The following is a 22620-nucleotide window of genomic DNA, read 5'->3' on the forward strand; positions in this document are numbered from 1 at the left end:
ATAAAAGACTTTTGTGTTTGCTTGTTCCCCCCGCCGTTGGTATTTTCGCGCCACCTTTCGGTGCCTTCCCTGAACACAGGGCGGGTTAAACGGGAAGTCGGTGGGAGCCCTTGGCTCTAAATCCGACGCTGCCCCCGCAACGGTGATTGAGTTAACGACGGTCGAAACGCCACTGTGCTTTTGCATGGGAAGGCGGCTGTCGAGAGGTTGCTCCTCGCTCATCAGCCCGGAGACCGGCCAGAAGGTAAGGAAGTCCTCTGCGACTTCCAACCAGGCGTTGCGGTGGGCGATGGCGGGGTATATCGGCGCGTTCGCGCCTGTCTCCCTGTGCTTGTTCTGCTGCGGCTAAATCCAGGCCGTGCGGGTGGGCACGGCAGAGGGGGATCTTCCGATGTTGTTTCGTTCCGTTGCGGTCAGTGCCGCGATGTCTTTGTGCGCGTGGCCGTTGTTTGCCTACGCTGAACCCGCGCAGTCCGATAATGCTGCGGCTTTGCAAGTTTCGATGCTCGACCCGGTGGTGGTTACACCGACGCTGACCAGCCGCACCACGGAGGCGTCACTGTCGTCAGTGACGGTGATCGATGAGAAACAGTTGCGCGAGCGTCAGCCGCAGGACATGACCGAGATGCTGCGCGGGCAGCCCGGTGTGGATATCACCGGCAACGGTGCCTTCGGCAAAGCCACCAGTGTGTACCTCAGGGGGACCGGGAGCAGCTCCACGTTATTGATGGTTGATGGGGTGCGTCTGCGCTCCGCCACCGCCGGTAGCCCGTCATGGCAGTTCTTGCCGACCACGTTGATTGACCGTATCGAAATCGTGCGTGGGCCCCGTGGCAGCCTCTATGGCGCCGATGCTGTGGGTGGGGTGGTGCAGGTCTTTACTCCGGGTGCCCGTGATCTGAGCAATGAACAGACTGGCTGGATGGAATTGGGCGGCGGATCCTTCAATAGTCGCCGGGTTGCGGCCGGGGCCCAGGGCGAACAGGACGGCACCCGTTATAACGTGGCGGTGGACCGCTTCGATACCGATGGCACGGAAATCCGTGAGGGCAGTGAAGACCGTGGTTATGACAATACCTCGGCAGTGGCTCGGGTCACTCACCGTTTTGATAACGATGCGGAAATCGGCGTGTTCGGTTTTCGGGCGGCGGGCAGTACCGAATTTGAAGGCAGCACCCCCGAGCAGGAAAAAGTGACCGATTACGCCATGCAGATTGCGGGCGTGAAAGGGCAGGTGTGGGTGACGGAAAGCTGGCTGAGCAAACTTATCCTCAGTGATGCCCGTGACGAGAATGAGAATTTCACCGACGGCGATCGGGACAGCATCTTTAATACCCGCAGCCGGGCGGCGAACTGGCAGAATATTTTTGCGCTGGGGAACCACCAATTGGTAGTCGGTGCCGATTACTTGCAGGACCTGGTGGACAGCACCACGCTGTATTCGGAAGACGAGCGCGAAAACACGGCGGGTTTTGCTCAGCTGTTGCTGAACTTCGGTGCCTTCGATGTGCAGGCCAGCGGCCGCTACGATGATAACGAAGCCTATGGCAGCGAGACCACCGGCGGCCTGGCGGTGGGCTACAAGCTGGATGCGAATCATCGGCTACGGGCCAGTTATGGCACCGCCTTTCGCGCGCCGACCTTCAATGATCTGTATTTCCCGGGGTTTGGCAACGATCAGTTGGACCCGGAAAGCTCACAAAGCACGGAAGTGGGAGTGCGCGGCCAGTATCAGCATTGGTACTGGGACATTGCCGCCTACCAGACGGACGTGGATGACCTGATTGCCTATGCCTTGCAAGGGGGGCGTTACGCACCGTTCAATGTGAACCGGGCGCGTATTCGTGGTGCGGAGCTGGCCGTGGGCGTGGATATCAACCAATGGCGCGCCGGGGCTGCCTTCACTGCCCAGGATCCGGAAGACCGGGACACCGGCCTGGTGCTGCAGCGCCAGTCACAACGCAGTTTCCGTTTTGATCTGGATCGGGCCGTGGGAGAGTTCTCGCTGGGCGGCAGCGTGGTGTTGCAAGGCCACCGTTATAACGATGCCGATAACGACGTGCGGCTGTCCGGCTTTGGCCTGCTGGATCTGCGGGCAGGCTGGAATTTCGCGCCCAACTGGTCCACCCGCTTGGCGGTAAAAAACGTGCTCGATAAGGAATACACCACCGCACAGAATTTTGGTGGTTGGAACTATATGAACGCAGGACGTTCGGTAATGTTGAGCCTGCGCTACGATAGGTAGTGCAGAACAATCAGATGGAGTGAGTGGATGCGCGTTTTACGTTGGGGGTTATTGCTGCCAATGCTGGCCCTGTTTCACACGGCCATGGCGGCGGTGTGTGTCACCGACGATACCCAGCGTGAACTCTGTCTGGACAAGCCGGCCAGCCGCATCATTGCCTTGTCTCCGGGCGCTACCGAGCTGCTGTTTGCGGCAGGGGCCGGTGAACAGATGGTGGGGGCGGTAAGCTTCAGCGATTACCCGCCAGCGGCGAAAAAATTACCGCGGGTGGGGAGTTACAAACGCCTGGATCTGGAAGCCGTGTTGGCGCTGGATCCGGACCTGATTGTGGCCTGGCACAGTGGCAATCCGCTACCTCAGGTGGAGCAGCTGAAAGCGCTGGGGTTGCCGGTGTATTACAGCGAACCACGCCGCTTTGCGGATGTGAGCACCACGCTGGAACGGTTTGCCCGGCTGGCCGGGACGGAACAGGTTGGCAAGGGGGCAGCGGATGCTTTCCGCGCGGGCATTGATGCCCTGCGTGAGCGTTACGCGGATGCGGCGAAAGTCAGCGTGTTTTATCAGGTGTGGGAAGAGCCGTTGATGACGGTGAACCGTGAGCATCTGATCAGTGAAGCGATTCAGGTTTGTGGCGGAGTAAACGTGTTCGCCGATCTGCCCACGCTGGCGCCGCGTATCAGCAAGGAGTCGGTGCTGGAGAAAAACCCACAGGCCATTGTTGCGGGCGGCATGGGCGAAGATGACCCCGGCTGGCTGGATCCCTGGCGGCAGTTTGCCACCCTGCAGGCGGTGAAAAACGACAATCTGTTTTTTGTTTCGCCCTCCACATTGCAGCGGCCCACGCCGCAAATGCTGACAGGTGCCCGTACCCTGTGCCGGCACCTGGATTCTGCTCGTGCCCGCCAGTAAGCAGCGGGCGCTTCCCGCCCTGTTGGGGCTGACGGGTTTGGGGCTGCTGGCGCTGTTGTTGTCGGTGGCGGTGGGCAGTGTGTCGATTTCGCTACAGGACCTGTGGGCGGTGGCGACCGGTGGCGGCAGTGAACTGTACCGGGAGCTGATCGTGTCGCTGCGTGCCCCCCGTGCGCTGGCGGCCTTTTCTACCGGGGGGCTGCTGGCATTGGCCGGGGCCCTGATGCAGGTGCTGTTGCGTAATCCGCTGGCGGACCCCTATGTGTTGGGTATTTCCGGTGGTGCGGCCGTTGGTGCGCTGGGGGCCATGTTGATTGGTGGCGGTTTGGCGCTGGTGTCCGGCTCAGCGTTTGCTGGCGCCTTGCTGTCCACCCTGCTGGTGTTTGGTCTGGCGCAAGGTGGCGGAGGCTGGACCCCGACGCGACTGCTGCTGACCGGCGTAGTGGTGGCCGCCGGTTGGGGCGCAGTGATTACCTTCATGTTGACCATGAGCCCGGCGGATCGACTGCCGGGCATGCTGTATTGGCTGATGGGCGATTTGAGTTACGCCCGTGCGCCCTATGGTGCCTGGCTGGTATTGATTCCGGCGGTGCTGCTCACGTTGCCACTGGGGCGCAGTCTTAATGTGCTGGCGCGGGGGCCGTTACAGGCGGCGGCGCTGGGCATTGCGGTAAAGCCGCTGGAGTGGCTGGTGTATATCCTCGCCAGCCTGCTGACCGCAGTGGCGGTGACCACGGCGGGCAGTGTGGGCTTTGTCGGCTTGATTGTGCCGCATATGCTGCGGCTGTTGCTGGGCAATGATCAGCGAATCATTTTGCCCGCCAGTGTGCTGGCCGGCGGCACCTTGCTGACCGTGGCCGATACGCTGGCACGCACGGTGATGGCGCCGGAGCAGTTGCCGGTAGGGGTGATAACGGCCTTGCTGGGTGTGCCCACGTTCCTGTTTTTGCTGCATCGCAGTCGCTGATTGATGAGGGGCAAAGCCCCCCTGCAACCCGAACGGAGAGCGCCATGGCGGTGCTGGACATTGAAAATCTGATTGTCGATATCCCGGGTCGCGCGGATGGCGAGCCTCTTAATTTGCAGGTGAAATCCGGCCAGCGCTGGGGCGTGTTGGGGCCAAATGGGGCGGGCAAAACGTCATTGCTGCATACCCTCGCGGGTTTGCGGCCACCGCGACGTGGCCAGGTGATTCTCAATGGTTCACCGCTGGCAAGCCTGTCGCGCCGAGAGGTGGCCCGGCAGGTGGCGGTGGTGTTCCAGGAGCGTCAGGACAGCTTCCCTGCCACGGTGATGGAAACGGTTCTGATAGGCCGCCATCCTTTTCTGTCTGCCTGGCAACGCGAGAGCGCTGAGGATATTCGTTTCGCTCAAGAGGCGTTGTCTGCGTTGTCGTTGAACCTGCTCAAGGATCGCCTGGTGAGTACCTTGTCCGGCGGTGAACGGCAGCGGGTTTCCATTGCCACGGCGCTGACCCAGCAGCCAACCATCTGGCTGGCGGATGAGCCCACCAATCATCTGGATCTGCATCATCAGGTAGCGGTCATGGAGTTGCTGGATCAGCAGGCAGATAACGGCGCTGCTGTCTTCATGTGCTTGCACGATCTGAATCTGGCAGCCCGTTGGTGTGATCACTTGTTGTTGCTGTATCCGGATGGGGAGCTGTGTTTCGGCCCGGCACAAACCATGTTGGTGCCGGCAGCACTGGAGCGTCTTTACGACCAGAAACTGGTGGTAGGGCAAGTGAATGGAGTGCCGGTGTTTGTGCCGGGGTAAGTGCGTCAGCAGTCGCTGGGGCGATCAAACGCGATGAGTTATACGATGCCAACCTTGTTGAATGCCTCGGTGCCGGCGGCGTTGATTAGCGCACCCGGTTCCGGGCAGGGAAAATCCCTGATTACCGCAGCACTGGCAAGGCTGCACCGCAATGCGGGGCGCCGGGTCCGCGTGTTCAAATTCGGTCCGGATTATCTGGATCCGATGATTCTGGAGCAGGCCAGCGGCGCGCCGGTGTACCAGTTGCAACCCTGGATGACCGGTGAGGATGAATGTCGCTGGCGGCTGGTACAGGCCGCGCAAGACGCCGATCTGATTCTGGTAGAAGGTGCCATGGGCTTGTTTGACGGCACCCCATCCAGTGCCGACCTGGCGGTGCTGGCGGGCATTCCGGCGTTGCCGGTGATTGATGCCTGGGGCATGGCGCAAACGTTCGGTGCCATTGCTCTGGGGTTGTCGAGTTACCGCGATGATCTGGTCGTTAACGAGGTGATTGCTAACCGGGTGGCCAGCCAGCGCCATGGCGACCTGGTACGCGAGGGAATGCCTGCGGGTGTGACCTTGCTGGGCTCGGTGCCACGACATGCGGCCATGACATTGCCCGAACGACACCTTGGGCTGGTGCAGGCCCACGAGTTGGCAGATCTGGATGCACTGTTGGATGAGGCTGCTGCGGTGTTGCAAGACGCAGGTCTGGATCGATTGCCGCAAACGGTGCATTTTTCTGCGCCCGCTCCCGAGCCGTTGCCACCCTTGTTGAAAGGCTGCCGTATCGGTATTGCCCGTGATGCAGCGTTTGCGTTTATTTATCCGGCCAATCTGGATGCACTGCGGGAGATGGGCGCGACCCTGACGTTTTTTTCTCCGCTGCAGGAAACCGCGTTGCCTGATGTCGATGCGTTATGGCTACCTGGCGGTTACCCGGAACTGCACGGGGAAGCGTTGGCCAGGAATGCCGCTATGGGCGATGCCATTCGCGACCACCATGCTGCCGGCAAACCGATTCTGGCGGAGTGTGGCGGGTTGATGAGTTGTATGGCGACCCTGGTAGACGGTGAGGAAAAGCGCCATGCCGGTTTCGGACTCTTGCCGGGTGAAGCGTTTTTGACAAAGAAACTGCATGGGTTGGGAATGCAGGCGCTGGCCACTCCCCGTGGGGAATTACGTGGCCACACTTTTCACCATGGCAGTTTGTCCACACCACTGACGCCGGCCATTTTTAGCCGTAAACAAACGGGTACAGAAGGCGAGTCGGTTTATCAGGACAAGGGCCTGGTGGCGAGCTTCTTCCATGGTTATTTCCCTTCAGCGCCGCAAGTCGTGGCGGATATTTTTAGCGGGCAATTCCGTGCCGGCCCCCTTTCCCCTGATCACAATACCCCCTCTCAAACAGGATCCGACCATGCGTGATGATGCGAAAACCCCAGAGCGCCATGCTTACCGCATGGCAAAGAAACAGGAAATCATGCAGCAACGCATTGCCAATGCGGACAAGGAACAGGGCATCCTGCTGGTGCTGACCGGGCCGGGCAAGGGCAAAAGCAGTTCCGGTTTCGGCATGGTGGCGCGGGCACTGGGTCATGGCATGAAAGTGGGTGTGGTGCAGTTTATTAAAGGCGCCTTCAGTACCGGCGAAGAGGCCTTTTTCCGTGATCTGCCCAATGTGGATTATCACGTGATGGGTGAAGGCTATACCTGGGATACCCAGGACCGGGAGCGGGATGTGGCGGCCGCCAGTGCGGCGTGGGATGTCGCCAGTGCCATGCTGCGTGATGACAGCTATCACATGGTGCTGCTGGATGAACTCAATATCGCATTGCGCTACGAATACCTCGATCTGGATCGGGTGCTGGACGACCTGCAAAATCGCCCGGCCATGCAGCACGCCGTGGTCACCGGCCGCTATGCGCCAAAGGAGCTGATTGAACTGGCAGATACCGTCACCGAAATGAAAGTGGTGAAGCATGCGTTCAAGGACCTGGGGGTGAAAGCGCAGAAGGGCGTGGAGCTGTGAAGAGCAGTTCAAAGTGTAAAGTTCAAAGTTTAAAAGCGCGGGAGAAGTTCTCTGTTTTTCATGTCTGTGCCCGCGTCAATGCCACTAGGCGCGGTGATGGCGTTGACGTAATCAAGAGAGATGGAATGCGTTTCAACTTTGAACTTTTAACTTTCAACTCAGGGTTTTTCTCATGCGGACCCTGATGGTGCAGGGCTGCACCTCCGATGCGGGAAAGAGCACGGTGGTGGCGGCGCTATGCCGGTGGTTCGCGCAGCGGGGATATTCGGTGGCGCCGTTCAAGCCGCAGAATATGGCGCTGAACAGCGCGGTGACCGTGGATGGCGGCGAGATTGGTCGTTCTACCGCGTTGCAGGCGTTGGCCTGCGGGGTAGAGCCGCACAGCGATATGAATCCGGTGCTGCTCAAGCCGCAGACAGACATGGGCGCCCAGGTGATCATTCGCGGCCAGGTGCTGGGCAATATGCAGGCGCTGGATTATCACGCTTACAAAAAGACCGCCAGTGAAGCGGTGCTGGCGGCCTGGCAGGCGCTCACTTCCCGGTATGATGTGGTCATCGTGGAAGGCGCGGGTAGCCCGGCGGAAATCAATTTACGTGACAATGACATTGCCAATATGGGCTTTGCCGAGATGGTGGATTGCCCGGTTATTCTGGTTGCCGATATCGATCGCGGCGGTGTCTTTGCCCATCTCACCGGTACGCTGGATCTTTTGTCGAAAAGCGAACAGCAGCGCACCCGGGGGTTTGTCATCAACCGTTTCCGTGGCGATATTTCCTTGCTGCAGGGCGGGCTGGACTGGCTTGAAGATCGCACCGGTAAACCCGTGTTTGGTGTGCTGCCCTATCTGCATGGTCTGACGCTGGATGCGGAAGATGCGGTGGATGAGCAGGGCGAACACGAAACTGATGCCCTCAATGTGGTAGTGCCGCTGTTGCCGCGCATGAGTAACCACAATGATTTTGATCCTTTACGCCTGCATCCACAGGTCAATCTGCGGTTCGTGAAAATGGGCGAGCCCTGGCCGGCGGCGGATCTGGTGATCCTCCCCGGCAGCAAGGCCACCCGTGCGGACCTGGCCTTCCTGCGTGAACAGGGGTGGGACAAACAGATCGAAAAGCATCTGCGTTACGGCGGCAAGGTGCTGGGTATTTGCGGTGGTTTTCAGATGCTCGGCGAGCGGATTGATGACCCTGATTCGTTGGAAGGCGAGGCGGGCAGTATGGCTGGCCTGGGATGGTTGCCCATGACGACTCGTCTGGTTCCTGGCAAGCAGTTGCGTAATGTGGAAGGGCGTTTTCTGCCGGCGGATACCCGGATTCAGGGGTATGAGATTCACAATGGCATTACCGAAGGGCCTGCTCTCTTGCGTCCGATGTTGCAGTTTTCACAGCGTCAGGATGGTGCAATCAGCGAGGATAACCAAATAATGGGCTGCTATCTCCACGGCCTTTTTGACCATGCGCAGGCGGCCACAGCGATCTTGCGGTGGGCGGGGCTGGAAAGCCGTGAAGCGGTGGATTATGACGCGCACCGGCAAGAGGGGCTGGATCGTTTGTCGACAATGCTGGATGAGCATATCGATATGGCCGGATTGCTGTCTGCGATGGGTTTGCGTCAGGGGTCATAAAAGCCCCTGAGTGTCGTTTTTGTTTGGCCGGGGATGTGGTAAAAAAAAACTCTATTATTCAAAATTTAAACTCCTCCCTCTGCAATGGAGTACCAGATGCACAAGGATGCGGTGCATGCAGGGCAAGCCATCTACACGCCTCTCGCCCTGAAACTTTACGACCAAGCAGTGCTCGGTTTGTCTTGCCGTTGGGTGTGGAAATGTCCCGCCAATGTACTGCTGAGTCACTATCAACAGCACGTTAGCGCTAACCATCTCGATGTGGGTGTCGGGACGGGTTATTTTCTGGATAAAGTCACTTTTCCCTCTCCGTCTCCGAGAGTGGCACTCATGGATATGAATGCGCACAGTCTCTCCTCGTGCGCGAAACGCATTGCCCGCTATCAGCCGTTGGTTTATCAGTGCAATGTCCTTGAACCCGTTCAGCTCTCCACTCAGCGCTTCGATTCCCTGGCCATGAACCTGCTGTTGCACTGCTTGCCAGGCAGTATGAGCGACAAGGCTGCAGCGCTGGATAACGTGCTGCCATTGCTTGCCCCGGGCGCAGTGGTGTTTGGCGCGACCCTGTTGCATGACGGAGTGAATCGTTCCCCGACGGCTAGAGGGTTAATGTCCCTGTATAACGCCAAGGGCATTTTCAATAATCGTGATGATAACGATGTGGCGCTTTCTGAGGCGCTGAATTCACGGCTTGATGACGTCAAGGTGAAGATCGAAGGGTGTGCGGCCTTGTTCTCTGGCCGGGCGCCCGGCGGAAGGGAATCGGATTGCGAGTGAGAGGGATGAATAACCATGAAAAGAACAGCAAGCATCAGCAAAATCCTGTTGCCCACACTGGCTCTATTGAGCAGTGCTGTGGTGGCGCAAGAGTCAGAACAAGGGGAGGCTGCGGGCAATACAGGAAGTGCCGCCGCTCAGGCGAATAATCCACTGGCGGATATGACCGCCTTCAATATCCAGGACTACTACATCGGTGAGCTGACGGAGAGTGATGAGTCTGCGAACCAGGGTTGGTTTCGTTTCGCCACGCCCTTTTCTGTGGGCAATTCCAACTGGCTCTTCCGCGCGTCTCTGCCGATCAATACGTTTCCAACCGCACCGCGGGGAGGCAAGGAAACCGGGGTGGGCGATCTCAATGTGTTTGCGGCTTACCTGATTGATACCGGCAACCCGGCGATCAGTTTTGGTGTTGGCCCGCAGCTTACCGCACCGACTGCCGGGAAGGATGAGCTGGGCAGTGAAAAATGGTCGGCGGGGTTTGCCAATGTATTGTTCAATGCCAGCTCGCCAACATTTCAGTATGGCTACCTGCTGACTTGGCAGGAAAGCTTTGCCGGCGATGATGGTCGCGAGGACGTAAACGCCGGCGCCTTCCAGCCGTTTGCGTTTTATCAGCTGGGCGGCGGTAACTATCTGCGTGCCGCCCCGATCTGGGTGTATAACTTTGAAAATGACAACTACAGCATGCCTCTGGGGATTGGGGCGGGCAAGGTCATTAAAAAGGACAAAACGGTTTACAACATTTTTGTAGAACCACAATTTTCTGTTGCCGATAAAGGCCCCAATCAGCCGGAGTGGCAGATCTTTCTTGGCTTTAACATGCAGTTCATGAACTGATAGCTGTAGTGTGGGTGACGGTTCAATCGGGTAAGGGCTGGCGGGCTTACGGGCGTTTTTGCTCGATGTCAGGCGAGGGCATCGCATGGATTGCCGCCCGTTCGCCCCACAGTGTTTCCAGTTGACGGTGAGCCAGGGACGTTTCGGCGCTGCTCCAGAATGTGGCGCTGCCTGCTTGTGGGCTATCTGATAACAAATTGTGCATCTGCAGTCGTCGCACGGTTTCGCGGGCTACTGCCATATCGGTATTAACCACTTCCACGTGGGCACCCGCTGCCCGGCGAATCAGCGGCGCCAAAAACGCATAGTGGGTGCAGCCCAGGACGATATGATCCGCGCCTTTCTGGATTAGCGGCTGCACATAGCGGGCGGCCAGGGTCTGGGTCGCTTCGCTGTCCAGCTCCAGCGCTTCAATCTGTTCAACCAGCCCGGGACAGGGCTGGATTTCCACGCGCACGTTTTCCGAGAACAGCCGGCTCAGGTTGTTGAACGATTCACTTTTTAGAGTCTGGCTGGTGGCCAGCACCCCGATAACGCCGCTCTTGCTCTGCAGGGCTGCCGGCTTGATGCCCGGTTCTACGCCGATGATCGGCAAGGTGTAATCGGCGCGCAGCTGTCTAATGGCAGAGACAGTGGCGGTGTTGCAGGCCACCACAATGGCTTTGGCCTCTCTTTCCAGGAGAAACCGGGTAACCGCATCCGCTCGTTGCCGAATGTAGTGCTCGGATTTTTCCCCATAGGGCGCGTGGATGGAGTCTGCCACGTAGAGCAGGTTTTCGTTGGGCAACAGCTCTCGAATCCGGCGGGCAATGGATAGGCCGCCGATGCCGGAGTCAAAGATGCCAATGGGGCCGGGGTGGGTCATACGACTATTCGGATGGAAACGAAGGCCCAAGGATATACCAAGACGGACAGGTATAGGAGGGTACGCCGAAGTCAGCCTTTTCGTGAAGTGAGCTTCTCTATGCGCGCAGGCGTGAGGCGTGTTGCGTGGAGCCTGTTGCAGCCGCAGAGCGGCATAAAAAAAGGCTCCCGAAGGAGCCTTTTTCGTGCGAGCCGTCAGCGATCAGTGATCGTGACCTTCCGGGCCATGTACGTGGCCGTGCTCTTTCTCTTCGTCGGACGCTTCGCGTACGTCGGTCACTTCCACGGCGAAGTTCAGGGTTTCACCTGCCAGCGGGTGGTTGCCATCGACGGTCACTTCATCGCCTTCAACGGCGGTGATGGTGAAGACGCGTTGGCCGGCTTCGGTCTGCGCCTGGAACTGCATGCCCGGCTGCAGGTTATCTTCGTTGCCTTCAAACGCGGTTTTCGGCACTTGCTGAATCAGCTGCTCGTGACGCTCGCCGTAGCCTTCTTCCGGAGTAACGGTGACATCCAGCTTGTCGCCAGCGGCCTTGCCTACCAGGGCATTTTCCAGGCCCGGAATGATATTGCCGGCGCCGTGCAGGTACGCCAGGGGCTCGCCACGCTCGACGGAAGAATCGATGGTTTCACCGGCGTTGTTGGTCAGGGTGTAGTGGATGGACACTACGGCATTTTCAGAAATTTGCATGGAAACCCTTTAGGGGTAGATGAATTCGGAATAAGAGGCGTGGCGGTCATGTCGTTTTCATGGCCTGATCGCGCCCTGTATTCAGGTCGGCGAACATTCTAACAAGACCGGCAAGGGCCTGACCAACCAGAGCCGAGTCGGCCCGACGGGCGTGCAGGGCCGTGATTGCCCGGATTGGCCCCGCATTTGCTACAGTACCGGCATGAATGCTGATGTTTCCACTGATAATCCGGTACTGCAGGACCGCTTCGGGCGCACCATTGATTACGTGCGCTTGTCGGTGACGGACCGCTGTGATTTCCGCTGTGTGTACTGTATGGCGGAGGATATGACCTTTGTTCCCCGCGCCCAGGTGCTGACCCTGGAAGAGATGGCACGGCTGGCGCGGGTACTGGTGCAGTTGGGGGTAAAGCGCATTCGCCTGACCGGGGGGGAGCCTCTGGTGCGCCGTGATGTGGCGCACCTGGTGCACAATATTGGTGCCATTGACGGTCTGCGTGAACTGAACATGACCACCAATGGCGCCGGCTTACCCCGCCACGCGCAGGCATTGAAGGCGGCGGGGGTGGACCGGCTTAATATCAGCCTGGATTCCCTGGACCCGGAACGCTTCCGCGCCCTCACGCGCACCGGCGATTTGCACAAGGTACTGGCGGGGATCGAGGCGGTCGGCCATGCCGGCTTCCGCCGCATCAAGCTGAACAGCGTGATCCTGCGGGGGCGCAATCAGGATGAGGTGCCGGCGCTGGTGGATTTCGCCTTGGAGCGGGGCCTGGATATTGCCTTTATCGAGGAAATGCCGTTGGGGGCCATCAGCGAACATGACCGGGCGTTGGAGTTCGTCTCCTCCGAGGCGCTGCGCAACCAGCTCTCCCAGCGACTGACGCTGGTGCCCATGGCAGAAAAAACCGGCGGGCCATCCCGTTACTGGCAGGTGCTGGGCAGTGATAGTCGCATCGGGTTTATTTCTCCTCACTCACAAAACTTTTGCCATTTGTGTAACCGGGTGAGAATTACAGCCGAAGGCCGTATGCTTCTGTGCCTGGGCCACGAACACAGCGTGGACCTGCGTGCGGTATTACGGGCGCACCCCACGGATGATGTCCCCCTGCGCCAGGCGATCATTGATGCCATGGCCATCAAGCCGGAGCGGCACGACTTTAATCTGGCCCCGGGTGAGCAACTGGTACGATTTATGAATATGACCGGTGGTTAAGGCGGCGTGTTAGCGTGCCGCGTGTAGCATGATTGCGTAAAAAAGCGAGAGACCATGAAATCCCTACCTGATTTGTTTTCCAACAACGAAAAATGGCGCCACGAAATCGAACAGCGCCACCCCGGCTTCTTCAAGGCGCTGGGAGAACAGCAGAACCCGGAATATCTGTGGATCGGTTGTGCCGATTCCCGGGTGCCTGCCAATGAAGTCGTGGGCATGATGCCTGGTGAGCTGTTTGTTCACCGCAACGTGGCCAACCTGGTTAACCACACCGACCTGAACTTGCTGTCAGTGCTGCAGTTCGCCGTGGATGTGTTGAAGGTCAAACACATCATGGTGGTGGGGCATTACGGTTGCGGTGGTATCAAGGCTGCCATGGAAGATGTGCCCCATGGGCTGATTGATAACTGGCTGCGACAGGTCCGCGAGTTGTATCTGCGCAATCGCAAGAATCTGGCCGAGCTGCCAGATGATTCGGCGCGCGTGGACAAGATGTGTGAGCTGAACGTGGCGCGCCAGGTGATCAACGTCTCCAATACTACCGTGGTGCAGGAGGCCTGGCGCCGCGATCAGCCGCTGACCATCCACGGCTGGATTTACGGTATCGGTGATGGTCACCTGCGGGATCTGGATATCCAGATTCAGAATAATGGTGAACTGCGCAGTCTGGAAACGGACGAGTACGATAACTGTTCCGGTTAGCGGTTACGCCTGGCCCTCGTCAGGGCCAGGCGGATGATTGCTGTTTTTGGTGCTGTTTTTGGTGCTGTGTTTGATGGTGTAAATGGTGGTGTTAGTGATGGTGCCCGGCGCCAACATGGCCGCTGCTTCCATGATCATGCCCGGTTGGCGGCCTGTCTGAGTCGCCCAGCAGTGCCTGCCAGTCGCTTTCGCTCAGGGAAGGCAAGGCGCTGAGTAAGGCCACCATGTCCCACAGGCTTTGTTCATCGTGGCTTTTGCCCCAGGCGGGCATGCCGCTCATTTTGATGCCGTGCTTGATGACCCAGTACGCGCCTTTCGGGTCATGAATGCCGTGTTCCGCCAGTGCAGGCGGTCGCGGATACATGCCTTCACGCAGTTCGCTCTCCTCGATCCCCGGCGCCAGGTGGCAGCCCACGCACATGGCCTGGTAGTGCTCTGCGCCGCGGTGAATGCGTTGCGGGTCGTCCAGGTCGTTGGGCACCGGAATATGTTCTGCACGCAGGTCAATAGAGCGGTGGCGAGCGCTACTGATGATTTTCTCGGTCACGCTCCAGTGTGGTTCGTCGGCCGCAAAGTTGTAGCTGCCTGTGACAATGACCATGCCGATGATGGCGGCTGCAAGCAGCGCGATAACCAGCAGCGTGCTAATGACGGTTTTCATCGTGTTCTCCCTGACAATGAAAGAGTGGGAGGATGCGCCGGCCATGGCGGCCGGGCACATCCGTGGCAAGATCAGAACCAGAAACGGATGCCGGCAACAACGGTGCCTTCTTCCGTTTTCCCGCCGGCAGCCCGTGTCATGTCCGCGGTGTCGCCGTACTGCTTTTCCCAATTGACGCCGATGTAGGGGGCGATTTCACGGCGAATTTCGTAGCGCAGGCGCAGCCCGGCTTCGATATCCGTGAGGCCGTTACCGATGCCCAGTTCCTTGTCTTCCTTGCCATAAAAGTTGGCCTCTATTTCCGGAACCAGCACTAGCTTTTGGGTGAGCAGCAGTTCGTACTCTGCCTCGACTCGCAGATTGGTGAGCCCGTCTTCTCCCACGAACAAATTGGCGTCCACTTCGAAAAGGTAGGGCGCGACGCCCTGAACACCGATGCTGGCCCAGTCCCGGTTGGGGTCGTCCGGTTGCCAGTCCCGTCGCACACCCAGCTGCCAGTCCCAGAAGGGCGCAAAGGCCCGGTTCCAGGCAAGGCGGGTTTCTGCGCCCTCGGTACCGGCATCCTCGTCGTCGTGCTCCGGATCCATTAACCGCTCGCCTTCGGTGCTGAAGTACAGCTTGTTCAGGTCGCCGCCATGCCAGCCGCTGGCTTCCCAGGCCATGACGGTGCCTTCATCGCTGTCACGGGCTTCCAGCTGATCGACGGTGACACGGGTGAAACGGGGTTCGTTTTTACTCATGGCCAGGGCTGGTGAGGTGGCCGCCAGTGTGAGGCTGCCTGCCAGGAGCGTCATCAATGTTTTCATGAGCGGTGCCCTCCATGATCTTGGTCATGTGTGCCGTGCATGCCTTGTGTCTGAGTATCAGGCGTCGACGCAGCGGCGGGGCTGGTGCTGCCATCAACCACGCGCACTTCCCGGAACATGCCTGCTTCCATGTGGTAGAGCAGGTGGCAGTGATAGGCCCAGCGCCCAAGGGCATCGGCGCGTACCAGGTAGCTGAGTTTTTCGCCAGGCTTGACGGTGATGGTGTGCTTGCGCAGCAGTTTCCCGTCCCCCAGTTCCAGGTCGCTCCACAGGCCGTGCAGGTGGATGGGGTGGGTCATCATGGTGTCGTTCACCAGGGTGATGCGTACACGCTCGTGGTGGAACAGTTCCAGGGGCACGGAATCGGCAAACTTGATGCCGTTAAAACTCCACATGTACCGGTCCATGTTGCCGGTCAGGTGCAGCACGATTTCCCGGTCCGGTTGAAGACTGTCGATGGGGTTGTTGGGAGTGCTGCCGAGGGTTTCCATGTCGGCATAGGTGAGCACTTTCCAGGGCCGGTCACGCAGGCCAATACCGGGATCGAAAAGCATGTCGCCGGGCGCCATGGCGCGCATGTCGACGCCGGGGCCGAATTCACTGGCGGGATGTTCGATGGCGCTGTCACGCGGTGGCAGGTCCGGGTTGTTGCTGTCGACGGCAAAAGGAACGGGGTCGGCATGGGCGGTGCCGTGGTGCGCCATACCCCCCTTAGTCATATCGCCATGGCCCATGCCGTGATGCTGCATGTGGTCATGGTTCATGGTGTCCTTGTCCATGGCCTTTTTATTCATGCTCCCATGGTCCATCGATTGATGGTCCATGGCGCCCATGCCCATTTCGGTGTGACCCAGCGGCGGGGGCGCGTCCATCTCAGGGACCACAGCGGAAAGGGTAGCATCCGGTGTTAGCGTACCGCGTACGAAGCCACTGCGGTCGATACTCTGGGCGAACAGGGTGTAGGCCTGATCGGCTTTCGGGGCCACGATCACATCCAGGGTTTCGGCCACGCCCAGCCGGCATTCATGGAAATCCACCGGTTTTACCGGTTGGCCGTCCATGGCCACCACGGTCATGTCGAGGCCGGGAATACGAATGTCGAAGAAGGTCATGGCGCTGGCGTTGATAAAACGCAGGCGTATACGTTCACCGGGATTGAATCGGCACGTCCAGTTATTGGCGGGGCTCTGGCCATTCATCAGATAGGTATAGGTGTAACCGGTCACGTCCGCCAGGTCGCTTTGGCTCATGCGCATGGTGTTCCACATGTGCCGGTCCTTGAGCGTTTCGATCACCCCTTTGTTACGGAAGTCACTCAGGGTGTCGAATACGGTGCGTTCATTGAAATTGTAGTAATGGCTGAGCTTTTTCAGGGTGGCGTAAATATGCTCAGGGTCTTCATCGCTCCAGTCAGAGAGCAACACCACTTCGTCACGGTCCGCTGTGTGTGGGTCAGGGGCGCGCGGATGAATGACAATGGCGCCATAGATCCCGGTTTGCTCCTGAAAGCCGGAATGGCTGTGGTACCAGTAAGTGCCGCTTTGTTTCACGGTGAAGCGATAGGTGAAGGTTTCACCGGGGGCGATGCCATCGAAGGAGAGCCCGGGTACGCCGTCCATCTGGAAGGGCAGAAGAATGCCGTGCCAGTGGATGGAGCTGGTCTCAGGCAACAGGTTGGTCACCTTGAGGGTGATGGTGTCACCTTCATTCCAGTGCAGGGTGGGGCCGGGGATACCGCCATTAATGGTGGTGGCCGGGCGGGTTTTACCGGTGATATTGACGTCGACGCCGCCCAGGGTCAGGTGAAACGTATCACCGGTGAGAATCGGGGCGCCGGTGTGGCCCTGGCTGGCCAGTAGTTGACGGGCGTTGAGTCCGAGCCCCAGCCCGGCGGCACCCAGTGCCAGGCCCTGCACGAAACGACGTCGTGGCAGGGAAATCTGCGATTGCGTTTTCATTGGAATGCTCCTGTTTGTTTGAGAAAAAAATCAGCTCAAACAGACAGGGACGGTGGGCGTAACGGCAGGCGATGAATACCGGCGTGAATCGTTGTAATGAGGGAGTCCGTGCCGGGGGGCGAGGGGATAAAGGCATTCGCCACAAAGGCAGCGTCACTGGCGGCGGTGATCTGGCACAGGGTAATGCACTGGCAGCTGTCGCTGTCTTCGCAGCCGTTCATCTGCATCTGCGTCATGTCGTGGCCGGCGGCCATGTCACCGTTGGGCGTGTCGGCAGAGTGGTGACAGTGTGTCATGGAGGAGGGCGGCATGGGGCTGTCGGTAGCCGTGGACATGGCCATGGTGAGCGTGTTTGCAGACAGCAAGCTGCTCACCACCATCAGGGTGGCGGCGAGTAAGGTGGCGATAATCGCCCGGCTCTGTCTTTTCAATACACTCGACATACTCACATTATTGACCCTGGGGTTACCCCAAGGTCAAGCGGTTCTGGGTCAAGGTGTTGATGACCACGCTGGCAGAAATGATCACCAGTAGCACGGCGGTGGCGCGCTCCACCCAATGGTGGTGTTCACGTAACCAGGGCAGCAAGCGGCTGCGCCCCAGCATGATGGCCACCAGAATGTACCAGCCGCCATCGATGAGCATGGCGGTGAGTACGATCTGGACCCGTGCAGCGTGGGCCATGTCTGCTTCCAGGAACTGGCTGAACACAGCGAGAAAAAACAGCGCGACTTTGGGATTGAGGAAGGCCACCAGAAAGCCATCCCGGGCGGCGCCATGAAGCACATTGCTGCGCTCGCCTGAATCGGCGGGGGGCAGGGGCACGCGGCCTGCCTGCCAGCTTTTCCAGGCCATCCATAACAGGAACAGGGCCCCGGCCAGGGAAAAAAGCTGCTCCAGTACCGGGTAGCGACGGAACAGGATGGCCATGCCGGTGACGGTGGCTGCCGCCCAGATGCCGATGCCCAGGGCGTGGGTCACGCCTGCGATCGCGCCGGCCCGATGGCCTCCGTGTAGGGTATGGCGGGTCACCACCGCCAAGCTGATGCCGGGGGCCATGGCCCCCAGGGCACAGATGCTGGCCAGCAACAGCCAGTCATGGAAGGGAAGCATTCAGGGTCTCGTTACACGCAAAGCAGACACTTTAGCGGGTTGGTATGACAGGTTGAAGAGCAGCGCAGCAGTGAGATGCGATTGGGCGGCAAGCAGTTTAAAGTTGAAACGCGAAGTTGATGCCCGTGACTGAATGGCTGCTCGGGACTTCGCGGTTCAGCGTTAAGGGCGCGGGCAGGGCATAAAATATGGAGCTCTCTTTCCCGCGCTTTTGAACTTTCAACTTTTAACTTTGAACTCGGTCTAGTTTCCCGGGTGGTGGCTGAATACCTCGGTGCCGTTTTCATCAAACAACAGCACGTCGTAGGCGTCTTTACGGTCGCCCATTTCCATGCCGGGGGAGCCCACGGGCATGCCGGGAACGGTGAGGCCTTTGCCTTCGGGGCGTTCGTCCAGCAAGCGGTCCACGTCGCTGGCGGGAACATGGCCTTCAATGGCGTAGCCGTCGATAAAGGCGGTATGGCAGGAACCGGTGCCGGGCAGAATGCCAGCTTTTTCCTTGATGGATTGCAGGTTCTGCTGTTCGTGCACGTTGACGGTGTAGCCGTTGGCTTCCATGTGCTCAACCCAGGCGCCGCAACAGCCACAGGTCGGGGATTTATACACTTCCAGCACCCTGTCGCTGGTGGCGGTAGCGGCGGGTGCGGTGGCGTCTGTGTTTGCCACGCTGGGTTTGGCCGGCTCGTTATCGCCACAGGCGGCCAGTAGCAAGGCAGTAAAAAGAGTGATCCAGATTTTCATGGGCGTTTCCTGTTTGGTTGGTGTTGCAGTGTATCCGGGAATGTCTTTCCCCTTTATTCCACAAATAAGGTGCCTTGGTACATTTGCATTTGGCAGGTGAAGCGGTACTTGCCTTGCGGCAGATTGTTCAGGGTCAGAGTGGTGATTGAGTCTGTTTCCAGAAACTCACTGGTGTCCAGCCCCTGGAATATCACCTGCTCGGCGCAGGGGGACGGGTCGCGCCGGTCGAAATGCAGGGTCAGGGATTGCCCTGCCCTGGCACGAATGGAGGCCGGAGAGTAGACCCCGTCTTCGACAATAATGGTGGCTTCCTGTGTGGTGGCCTGTGCGGTGCTTTTGCGGTGCGATAGCCAGAACCACCAGACCACCAATGCCATCAATATCAGGCCGGCCAGGTTGATGAAAATAGTCATGATGCCGCCTCCCGGGGTTTGCGAGCGGTGAGTATCACTGATCGCTTGTGCATGGTGTCACCGAGTACATCCACACTGTCTTCGGCAAAGGTGTCCAGCGTGGTGTCGGTAAAGCCGGCCTGCTCCAGGGCCTGCTGTAATTCGGGGCCGTGGTAGGTGGAAAAGCCGTGCTTGAACACCGGCAGGTTGGCCATGCTGTTGTGATCACGCAGGCCCAGCACCAGGGTGCCGCCGGGGCGTAATAACAGGTTCAACACATTTAGCGCGAGAGGCAGAGGCTGCCAAAAATAGACCACGTTGACGGCAACAATGCGGTCCATGCTGGCGGGGGCCAGCGGCGCTTGGGTTAGTTCGCCGTGGATAAAGGCGGCGCGGGTTTCACCCAGGTAACGTTCGCGGGCTCGCAAGACCATATCCCGGGAGGCATCCAGGCCGGTGTAGTGCAGGTTGCTCGCCTGCGCTAACAAGCCCGGAAGGTGGCCCGCACTCCCCGGGCCGATTTCCAGAATCCGGTCGCCGTCAGCAGGGGCCAGAGCCTGGTAGGCCGCGAGAATCACCGGGCTGTTTCGGTCATCCATATTGTCTGCGACCTTGTTGCCTTCTTCACCCTGGGGGTGGCGCAGTTGTGCGGCAAGTTGCTCCGGTGTCATGCGCTTGTTTCCTGGTTGTGTTTAGGTTTGAAAAACCGCAAGCGGTTGGCGTTGGTGACGACGGTGACGGAGCTGAGCGACATGGCCGCGCCGGCGATCACCGGGCTGAGCAGGCTGCCGGTGAGCGGATAGAGTATGCCGGCAGCCACTGGTACGCCCAGGCTGTTATAGACAAAGGCGCCAAACAGGTTTTGTTTGATATTACGCACCGTGGCGGAGGAAATCGCCATGGCATCGGCAACGCCGTGCAGTGAACCGCCCATCAGGGTGATGGCAGCAGATTCGATGGCCACGTCGGTGCCGGTGCCAATGGCAAAGCCCACATCGGCCTGGGCCAGGGCGGGGGCATCGTTAATGCCATCGCCCACCATGGCCACGGTGCGGCCCTCTTTTTGCAGGGCGGCCACTTTTTTCGCCTTGTCTTCCGGCAGCACTTCCGCCATGACGTCATCCACACCAGCCTGTTCCGCAATGGCGTTGGCGCTGGCAGCAATGTCTCCGGTAATCATGATGACTTTCAGCCCTTGCGCTTTAAGGCGGGCAATGGCGGCTTTGGAGTCATCTTTAATGCGGTCGGCCACGCCAATAATGGCCAGCAGATTTTTTTGCTCCGACAGAAACAGCGGGGTGGTACCCTTGTCGGTGAGGGGTGTGCTGTCGAGATTGATGGTTACCCCTTCGCTTTCCAACCAGCGGCGGTTACCCAGCCGGTACGTTTTGCCATTGATGGTGGCGATGACCCCCTTGCCGTTCAGGGCCTGGAATTGAGTGGCGTCGTCCAGCGATAAACCCCGCTCTTTCCCTTCGTTGACAATTGCCGTGGCCAGCGGGTGTTCGGAGCCGCTTTCCAGGCTGGCGGCAAGGGCCAGTATGGTGTTTTCCTGCTGGCCCTCGGCGCAGAGAATATCGGTGACGGCAGGTTTGCCTTCGGTGATGGTGCCGGTCTTGTCGAGGACGATGGTGTCCAGCTGGCTGCTGGTCTGCAGGGCTTCGCCCTGACGAATCAGAATGCCGTATTCGGCAGCCTTGCCGACGCCCACCATCACCGACATGGGCGTGGCCAGGCCCAGCGCGCAGGGGCAGGCAATAATCAGCACGGTGGTGGCGCTGATCAGCATATGGGTGAGGCGCGGCTCCGGACCCACGTTGAACCACACCAGTGCGGCAGCGATGGCGATCAACATGATGGTGGGAACAAAAATGGCCGACACCTGATCCGCCAGGCGGCCAATGGGGGGCTTGCTGCCCTGGGCTTTTTTGACCAGTGCAACAATCCGGGACAACGCAGTGTCCTTACCGACGGCCGTGGCCGTGTAGAGCAGGGTGCCACCTTCGTTGAGGGTGCCGGCGCTGACCGTGTCTCCCGGTGCCTTGTTTACCGGCATGGGCTCGCCGGTGAGCATGGATTCATCGATGCGGCTTTCGCCTTCCTTGACGGTACCGTCCACGGCAATTTTTTCACCGGGGCGAACGCGCAGGGTGTCGCCGTTTTGCACCTGCTCCACCGGGATGTCCTGTTCCACTTTTTCCTGATTCGGGCCATCGCGGATCACGCGGGCGGTTTTGGCGCCCAGGTCCAGCAACCGTTTTACTGCGGCGCTGGTCTTGCCGCGAGCGCGAACCTCCAGTGCCTGGCCGAGATTGATCAGGCCGATGATCATGGCGCTGGCTTCGAAATACACATGCCGGGCGGCTTCTGGCAGGGCACCAGGCAGCAAGACCACCACCATGGAGTACAGCCAGGCGGCACCAGTGCCCAGTGCAATCAGGGTGTCCATGTTGGCGTTATGATTACGGAAGGCTTTCCAGGCGCCGACAAAAAAATGCCGGCCGGCGGTAGCGAGTACGGCGAGGGTGGCAATGCCGATGCCCAGCCATACCCACTGGCTGATTTCCCCGGGGCGAACCATCATGTCGCCACCGAGCAGGCCCCAGGCCATCAACGGCACGCCCAGGCCGAGCCCCAGCCACATGTGCCGCAGCAACTGGCGGTAGTGTGCCCGCTCTTTGGCTTCCTGCTCATCGTTGTCATCGTCACGGGCTTCACTGGCGCCATATCCAGCGTCTTCCACCGCCTTAATCAGGGCGTTGGTGCTGGCGGTGCCGGTGACTTGAGCGGTGCGGTCGGCAAAGTTCATGTCCGCGCCGTGGACGCCGGGTGTGCCACGCAACGCGCTTTCAATGGTGCGCACGCAGGACGCGCAGGTGGCGCCGCTGATGTTCAACTGTATTGATTGTGCCGCTTGCGATGCCGGTTCACTGGCGGTGCCGTTATCGTCGTTGTGGTCATCGTGTTCATGACCGGAATCATTCATGTCAGCGCCGTAGCCGGCCTGTACCAGCGCCTTCTGAAGAGCGTTGCGCGAGGCAGAACCGGTGACGGCGACCTGTTGGGCTTGCAGGTCTACGGTCACACGTTCCACGCCGCTGACCTGTTCCAGCGCGGAGGTAATGGTGCGGCTGCATCCCTGGCAGGTGGCGCCGCTGATGGGCAGGGTCTGGGTGCGCGTTTGCGTCGGCATGGTGGCTCCTGTGAAGCAATCTGATGCCAAGGGGATATGTCAGCATACAGTGTTAAACCTTGGGGTAACCCCAAGGTCAATAGCCATGCTAT

The 22620-nt window shown here is 59.3% G+C and carries 22 protein-coding genes and 1 riboswitch; of the genes, 11 read left to right on the forward strand and 11 right to left on the reverse strand.

What is annotated here, in order from left to right; all coding sequences use genetic code 11:
- Positions 1–41 precede the first annotated feature (41 nt).
- A riboswitch (cobalamin riboswitch) is annotated at positions 42–256 on the forward strand.
- Between the two features lie 135 nt (positions 257–391).
- The 9 genes from CL546_RS16075 to CL546_RS16115 all read left to right on the forward strand — a co-directional run bounded on the left by CL546_RS16075 (position 392) and on the right by CL546_RS16115 (position 10191).
- A complete protein-coding gene (locus tag CL546_RS16075; protein ID WP_290496733.1) occupies positions 392–2245 on the forward strand; it encodes a TonB-dependent receptor domain-containing protein in 1854 nt (617 codons plus the stop codon).
- 27 nt (positions 2246–2272) lie between these two features.
- Positions 2273–3154 (forward strand): cobalamin-binding protein, encoded by an 882-nt coding sequence (locus tag CL546_RS16080; RefSeq protein WP_290496735.1) that lies wholly within the window; start codon positions 2273–2275, stop codon positions 3152–3154.
- The gene (locus CL546_RS16085) at positions 3141–4121 is read left to right on the forward strand and encodes a FecCD family ABC transporter permease (RefSeq protein ID WP_290496736.1); all 981 of its coding nucleotides are present in this window, start codon (positions 3141–3143) and stop codon (positions 4119–4121) included. Before CL546_RS16080 ends, CL546_RS16085 begins: the two co-directional genes overlap by 14 nt.
- A 44-nt stretch (positions 4122–4165) precedes the next feature.
- A complete protein-coding gene (locus tag CL546_RS16090) occupies positions 4166–4930 on the forward strand; it encodes an ABC transporter ATP-binding protein (protein ID WP_290496738.1) in 765 nt (254 codons plus the stop codon).
- A 45-nt stretch (positions 4931–4975) separates the two neighbouring features.
- A complete protein-coding gene (locus CL546_RS16095) occupies positions 4976–6340 on the forward strand; it encodes a cobyrinate a,c-diamide synthase (RefSeq protein ID WP_290496740.1) in 1365 nt (454 codons plus the stop codon).
- On the forward strand, positions 6333–6944 hold the full coding sequence (gene cobO / locus CL546_RS16100; protein WP_290496741.1) for a cob(I)yrinic acid a,c-diamide adenosyltransferase: 612 nt from the start codon (positions 6333–6335) through the stop codon (positions 6942–6944). Before CL546_RS16095 ends, cobO begins: the two co-directional genes overlap by 8 nt.
- A 172-nt stretch (positions 6945–7116) precedes the next feature.
- The gene (locus tag CL546_RS16105) at positions 7117–8574 is read left to right on the forward strand and encodes a cobyric acid synthase (RefSeq protein WP_290496743.1); all 1458 of its coding nucleotides are present in this window, start codon (positions 7117–7119) and stop codon (positions 8572–8574) included.
- Between the two features lie 96 nt (positions 8575–8670).
- Complete coding sequence (locus tag CL546_RS16110) at positions 8671–9351, forward strand: class I SAM-dependent methyltransferase (RefSeq protein ID WP_290496745.1); 681 nt, start codon at positions 8671–8673, stop codon at positions 9349–9351.
- Positions 9352–9366: 15 nt separating this feature from the next.
- Entirely contained in the window at positions 9367–10191 is an 825-nt protein-coding gene (locus tag CL546_RS16115; protein WP_290496747.1) for a hypothetical protein, read from the forward strand.
- Positions 10192–10237: 46 nt separating this feature from the next.
- Here CL546_RS16115 and murI read toward each other — a convergent pair whose 3' ends face one another.
- Both murI and CL546_RS16125 read right to left on the reverse strand, forming a co-directional pair.
- Positions 10238–11056 carry a glutamate racemase gene (murI, locus tag CL546_RS16120; protein WP_290496749.1) on the reverse strand — a complete coding sequence of 273 codons (819 nt, stop codon included), beginning with the start codon at positions 11054–11056 and terminating at the stop codon, positions 10238–10240.
- Positions 11057–11257: 201 nt separating this feature from the next.
- Positions 11258–11746: an FKBP-type peptidyl-prolyl cis-trans isomerase gene (locus CL546_RS16125; RefSeq protein WP_290496751.1), complete on the reverse strand. Its 489-nt coding sequence runs from the start codon at positions 11744–11746 to the stop codon at positions 11258–11260.
- A 202-nt stretch (positions 11747–11948) separates the two neighbouring features.
- Between CL546_RS16125 and moaA the strand changes: the two genes are divergently transcribed.
- Both moaA and can read left to right on the forward strand, forming a co-directional pair.
- On the forward strand, positions 11949–12962 hold the full coding sequence (moaA, locus tag CL546_RS16130; protein WP_290496753.1) for a GTP 3',8-cyclase MoaA: 1014 nt from the start codon (positions 11949–11951) through the stop codon (positions 12960–12962).
- A gap of 54 nt (positions 12963–13016) precedes the next feature.
- Positions 13017–13664: a carbonate dehydratase gene (can, locus tag CL546_RS16135; RefSeq protein ID WP_290496755.1), complete on the forward strand. Its 648-nt coding sequence runs from the start codon at positions 13017–13019 to the stop codon at positions 13662–13664.
- A 91-nt stretch (positions 13665–13755) separates the two neighbouring features.
- On the opposite strand, the gene CL546_RS16140 is transcribed toward can, so the two are convergent.
- The 9 genes from CL546_RS16140 to CL546_RS16180 form a co-directional block, all read right to left on the reverse strand.
- On the reverse strand, positions 13756–14325 hold the full coding sequence (locus CL546_RS16140) for a c-type cytochrome (RefSeq protein ID WP_290496757.1): 570 nt from the start codon (positions 14323–14325) through the stop codon (positions 13756–13758).
- A 71-nt stretch (positions 14326–14396) separates the two neighbouring features.
- Positions 14397–15131 carry a copper resistance protein B gene (locus tag CL546_RS16145; RefSeq protein WP_290496759.1) on the reverse strand — a complete coding sequence of 245 codons (735 nt, stop codon included), beginning with the start codon at positions 15129–15131 and terminating at the stop codon, positions 14397–14399.
- Positions 15128–17089, reverse strand: coding sequence for a copper resistance system multicopper oxidase (locus tag CL546_RS16150; protein ID WP_290496761.1), 1962 nt, complete (start codon positions 17087–17089; stop codon positions 15128–15130). The genes CL546_RS16145 and CL546_RS16150 overlap by 4 nt, the downstream gene beginning before the upstream one ends.
- Before the next feature lie 35 nt (positions 17090–17124).
- Positions 17125–17532 (reverse strand): hypothetical protein, encoded by a 408-nt coding sequence (locus CL546_RS16155; protein WP_290496868.1) that lies wholly within the window; start codon positions 17530–17532, stop codon positions 17125–17127.
- A 22-nt stretch (positions 17533–17554) separates the two neighbouring features.
- A complete protein-coding gene (locus CL546_RS16160) occupies positions 17555–18202 on the reverse strand; it encodes a LysE family translocator (protein ID WP_290496763.1) in 648 nt (215 codons plus the stop codon).
- A gap of 243 nt (positions 18203–18445) precedes the next feature.
- Positions 18446–18943 carry a DUF411 domain-containing protein gene (locus tag CL546_RS16165; RefSeq protein ID WP_290496764.1) on the reverse strand — a complete coding sequence of 166 codons (498 nt, stop codon included), beginning with the start codon at positions 18941–18943 and terminating at the stop codon, positions 18446–18448.
- A gap of 53 nt (positions 18944–18996) precedes the next feature.
- A complete protein-coding gene (locus CL546_RS16170) occupies positions 18997–19356 on the reverse strand; it encodes a cupredoxin domain-containing protein (RefSeq protein ID WP_290496766.1) in 360 nt (119 codons plus the stop codon).
- Positions 19353–20006, reverse strand: a complete 654-nt coding sequence (locus CL546_RS16175; protein WP_290496768.1) for a class I SAM-dependent methyltransferase — start codon at positions 20004–20006, stop codon at positions 19353–19355. The genes CL546_RS16170 and CL546_RS16175 overlap by 4 nt, the downstream gene beginning before the upstream one ends.
- Positions 20003–22528, reverse strand: coding sequence for a heavy metal translocating P-type ATPase (locus CL546_RS16180; RefSeq protein WP_290496770.1), 2526 nt, complete (start codon positions 22526–22528; stop codon positions 20003–20005). The genes CL546_RS16175 and CL546_RS16180 overlap by 4 nt, the downstream gene beginning before the upstream one ends.
- Positions 22529–22620 lie beyond the last annotated feature (92 nt).

It is taken from the genome of Alcanivorax sp., from assembly GCF_002726155.1.
Lineage (GTDB): Bacteria > Pseudomonadota > Gammaproteobacteria > Pseudomonadales > Alcanivoracaceae > Alcanivorax.

Coding starts and splice junctions, on each gene's coding strand:
- CL546_RS16075 (WP_290496733.1), top strand. CDS start 392: ATGTTGTTTCGTTCCGTTGCGGTCAGTGCCGCGATGTCTTTGTGCGCG.
- CL546_RS16160 (WP_290496763.1), bottom strand. CDS start 18,202: ATGCTTCCCTTCCATGACTGGCTGTTGCTGGCCAGCATCTGTGCCCTG.
- CL546_RS16115 (WP_290496747.1), top strand. CDS start 9,367: ATGAAAAGAACAGCAAGCATCAGCAAAATCCTGTTGCCCACACTGGCT.
- can (WP_290496755.1), top strand. CDS start 13,017: ATGAAATCCCTACCTGATTTGTTTTCCAACAACGAAAAATGGCGCCAC.
- CL546_RS16145 (WP_290496759.1), bottom strand. CDS start 15,131: ATGAAAACATTGATGACGCTCCTGGCAGGCAGCCTCACACTGGCGGCC.
- CL546_RS16125 (WP_290496751.1), bottom strand. CDS start 11,746: ATGCAAATTTCTGAAAATGCCGTAGTGTCCATCCACTACACCCTGACC.
- CL546_RS16170 (WP_290496766.1), bottom strand. CDS start 19,356: ATGACTATTTTCATCAACCTGGCCGGCCTGATATTGATGGCATTGGTG.
- CL546_RS16105 (WP_290496743.1), top strand. CDS start 7,117: ATGCGGACCCTGATGGTGCAGGGCTGCACCTCCGATGCGGGAAAGAGC.
- moaA (WP_290496753.1), top strand. CDS start 11,949: ATGAATGCTGATGTTTCCACTGATAATCCGGTACTGCAGGACCGCTTC.
- CL546_RS16095 (WP_290496740.1), top strand. CDS start 4,976: ATGCCAACCTTGTTGAATGCCTCGGTGCCGGCGGCGTTGATTAGCGCA.
- CL546_RS16155 (WP_290496868.1), bottom strand. CDS start 17,532: ATGTCGAGTGTATTGAAAAGACAGAGCCGGGCGATTATCGCCACCTTA.
- CL546_RS16165 (WP_290496764.1), bottom strand. CDS start 18,943: ATGAAAATCTGGATCACTCTTTTTACTGCCTTGCTACTGGCCGCCTGT.
- CL546_RS16110 (WP_290496745.1), top strand. CDS start 8,671: ATGCACAAGGATGCGGTGCATGCAGGGCAAGCCATCTACACGCCTCTC.
- cobO (WP_290496741.1), top strand. CDS start 6,333: ATGCGTGATGATGCGAAAACCCCAGAGCGCCATGCTTACCGCATGGCA.
- CL546_RS16150 (WP_290496761.1), bottom strand. CDS start 17,089: ATGAAAACGCAATCGCAGATTTCCCTGCCACGACGTCGTTTCGTGCAG.
- CL546_RS16140 (WP_290496757.1), bottom strand. CDS start 14,325: ATGAAAACCGTCATTAGCACGCTGCTGGTTATCGCGCTGCTTGCAGCC.
- CL546_RS16180 (WP_290496770.1), bottom strand. CDS start 22,528: ATGCCGACGCAAACGCGCACCCAGACCCTGCCCATCAGCGGCGCCACC.
- murI (WP_290496749.1), bottom strand. CDS start 11,056: ATGACCCACCCCGGCCCCATTGGCATCTTTGACTCCGGCATCGGCGGC.
- CL546_RS16080 (WP_290496735.1), top strand. CDS start 2,273: ATGCGCGTTTTACGTTGGGGGTTATTGCTGCCAATGCTGGCCCTGTTT.
- CL546_RS16175 (WP_290496768.1), bottom strand. CDS start 20,006: ATGACACCGGAGCAACTTGCCGCACAACTGCGCCACCCCCAGGGTGAA.
- CL546_RS16090 (WP_290496738.1), top strand. CDS start 4,166: ATGGCGGTGCTGGACATTGAAAATCTGATTGTCGATATCCCGGGTCGC.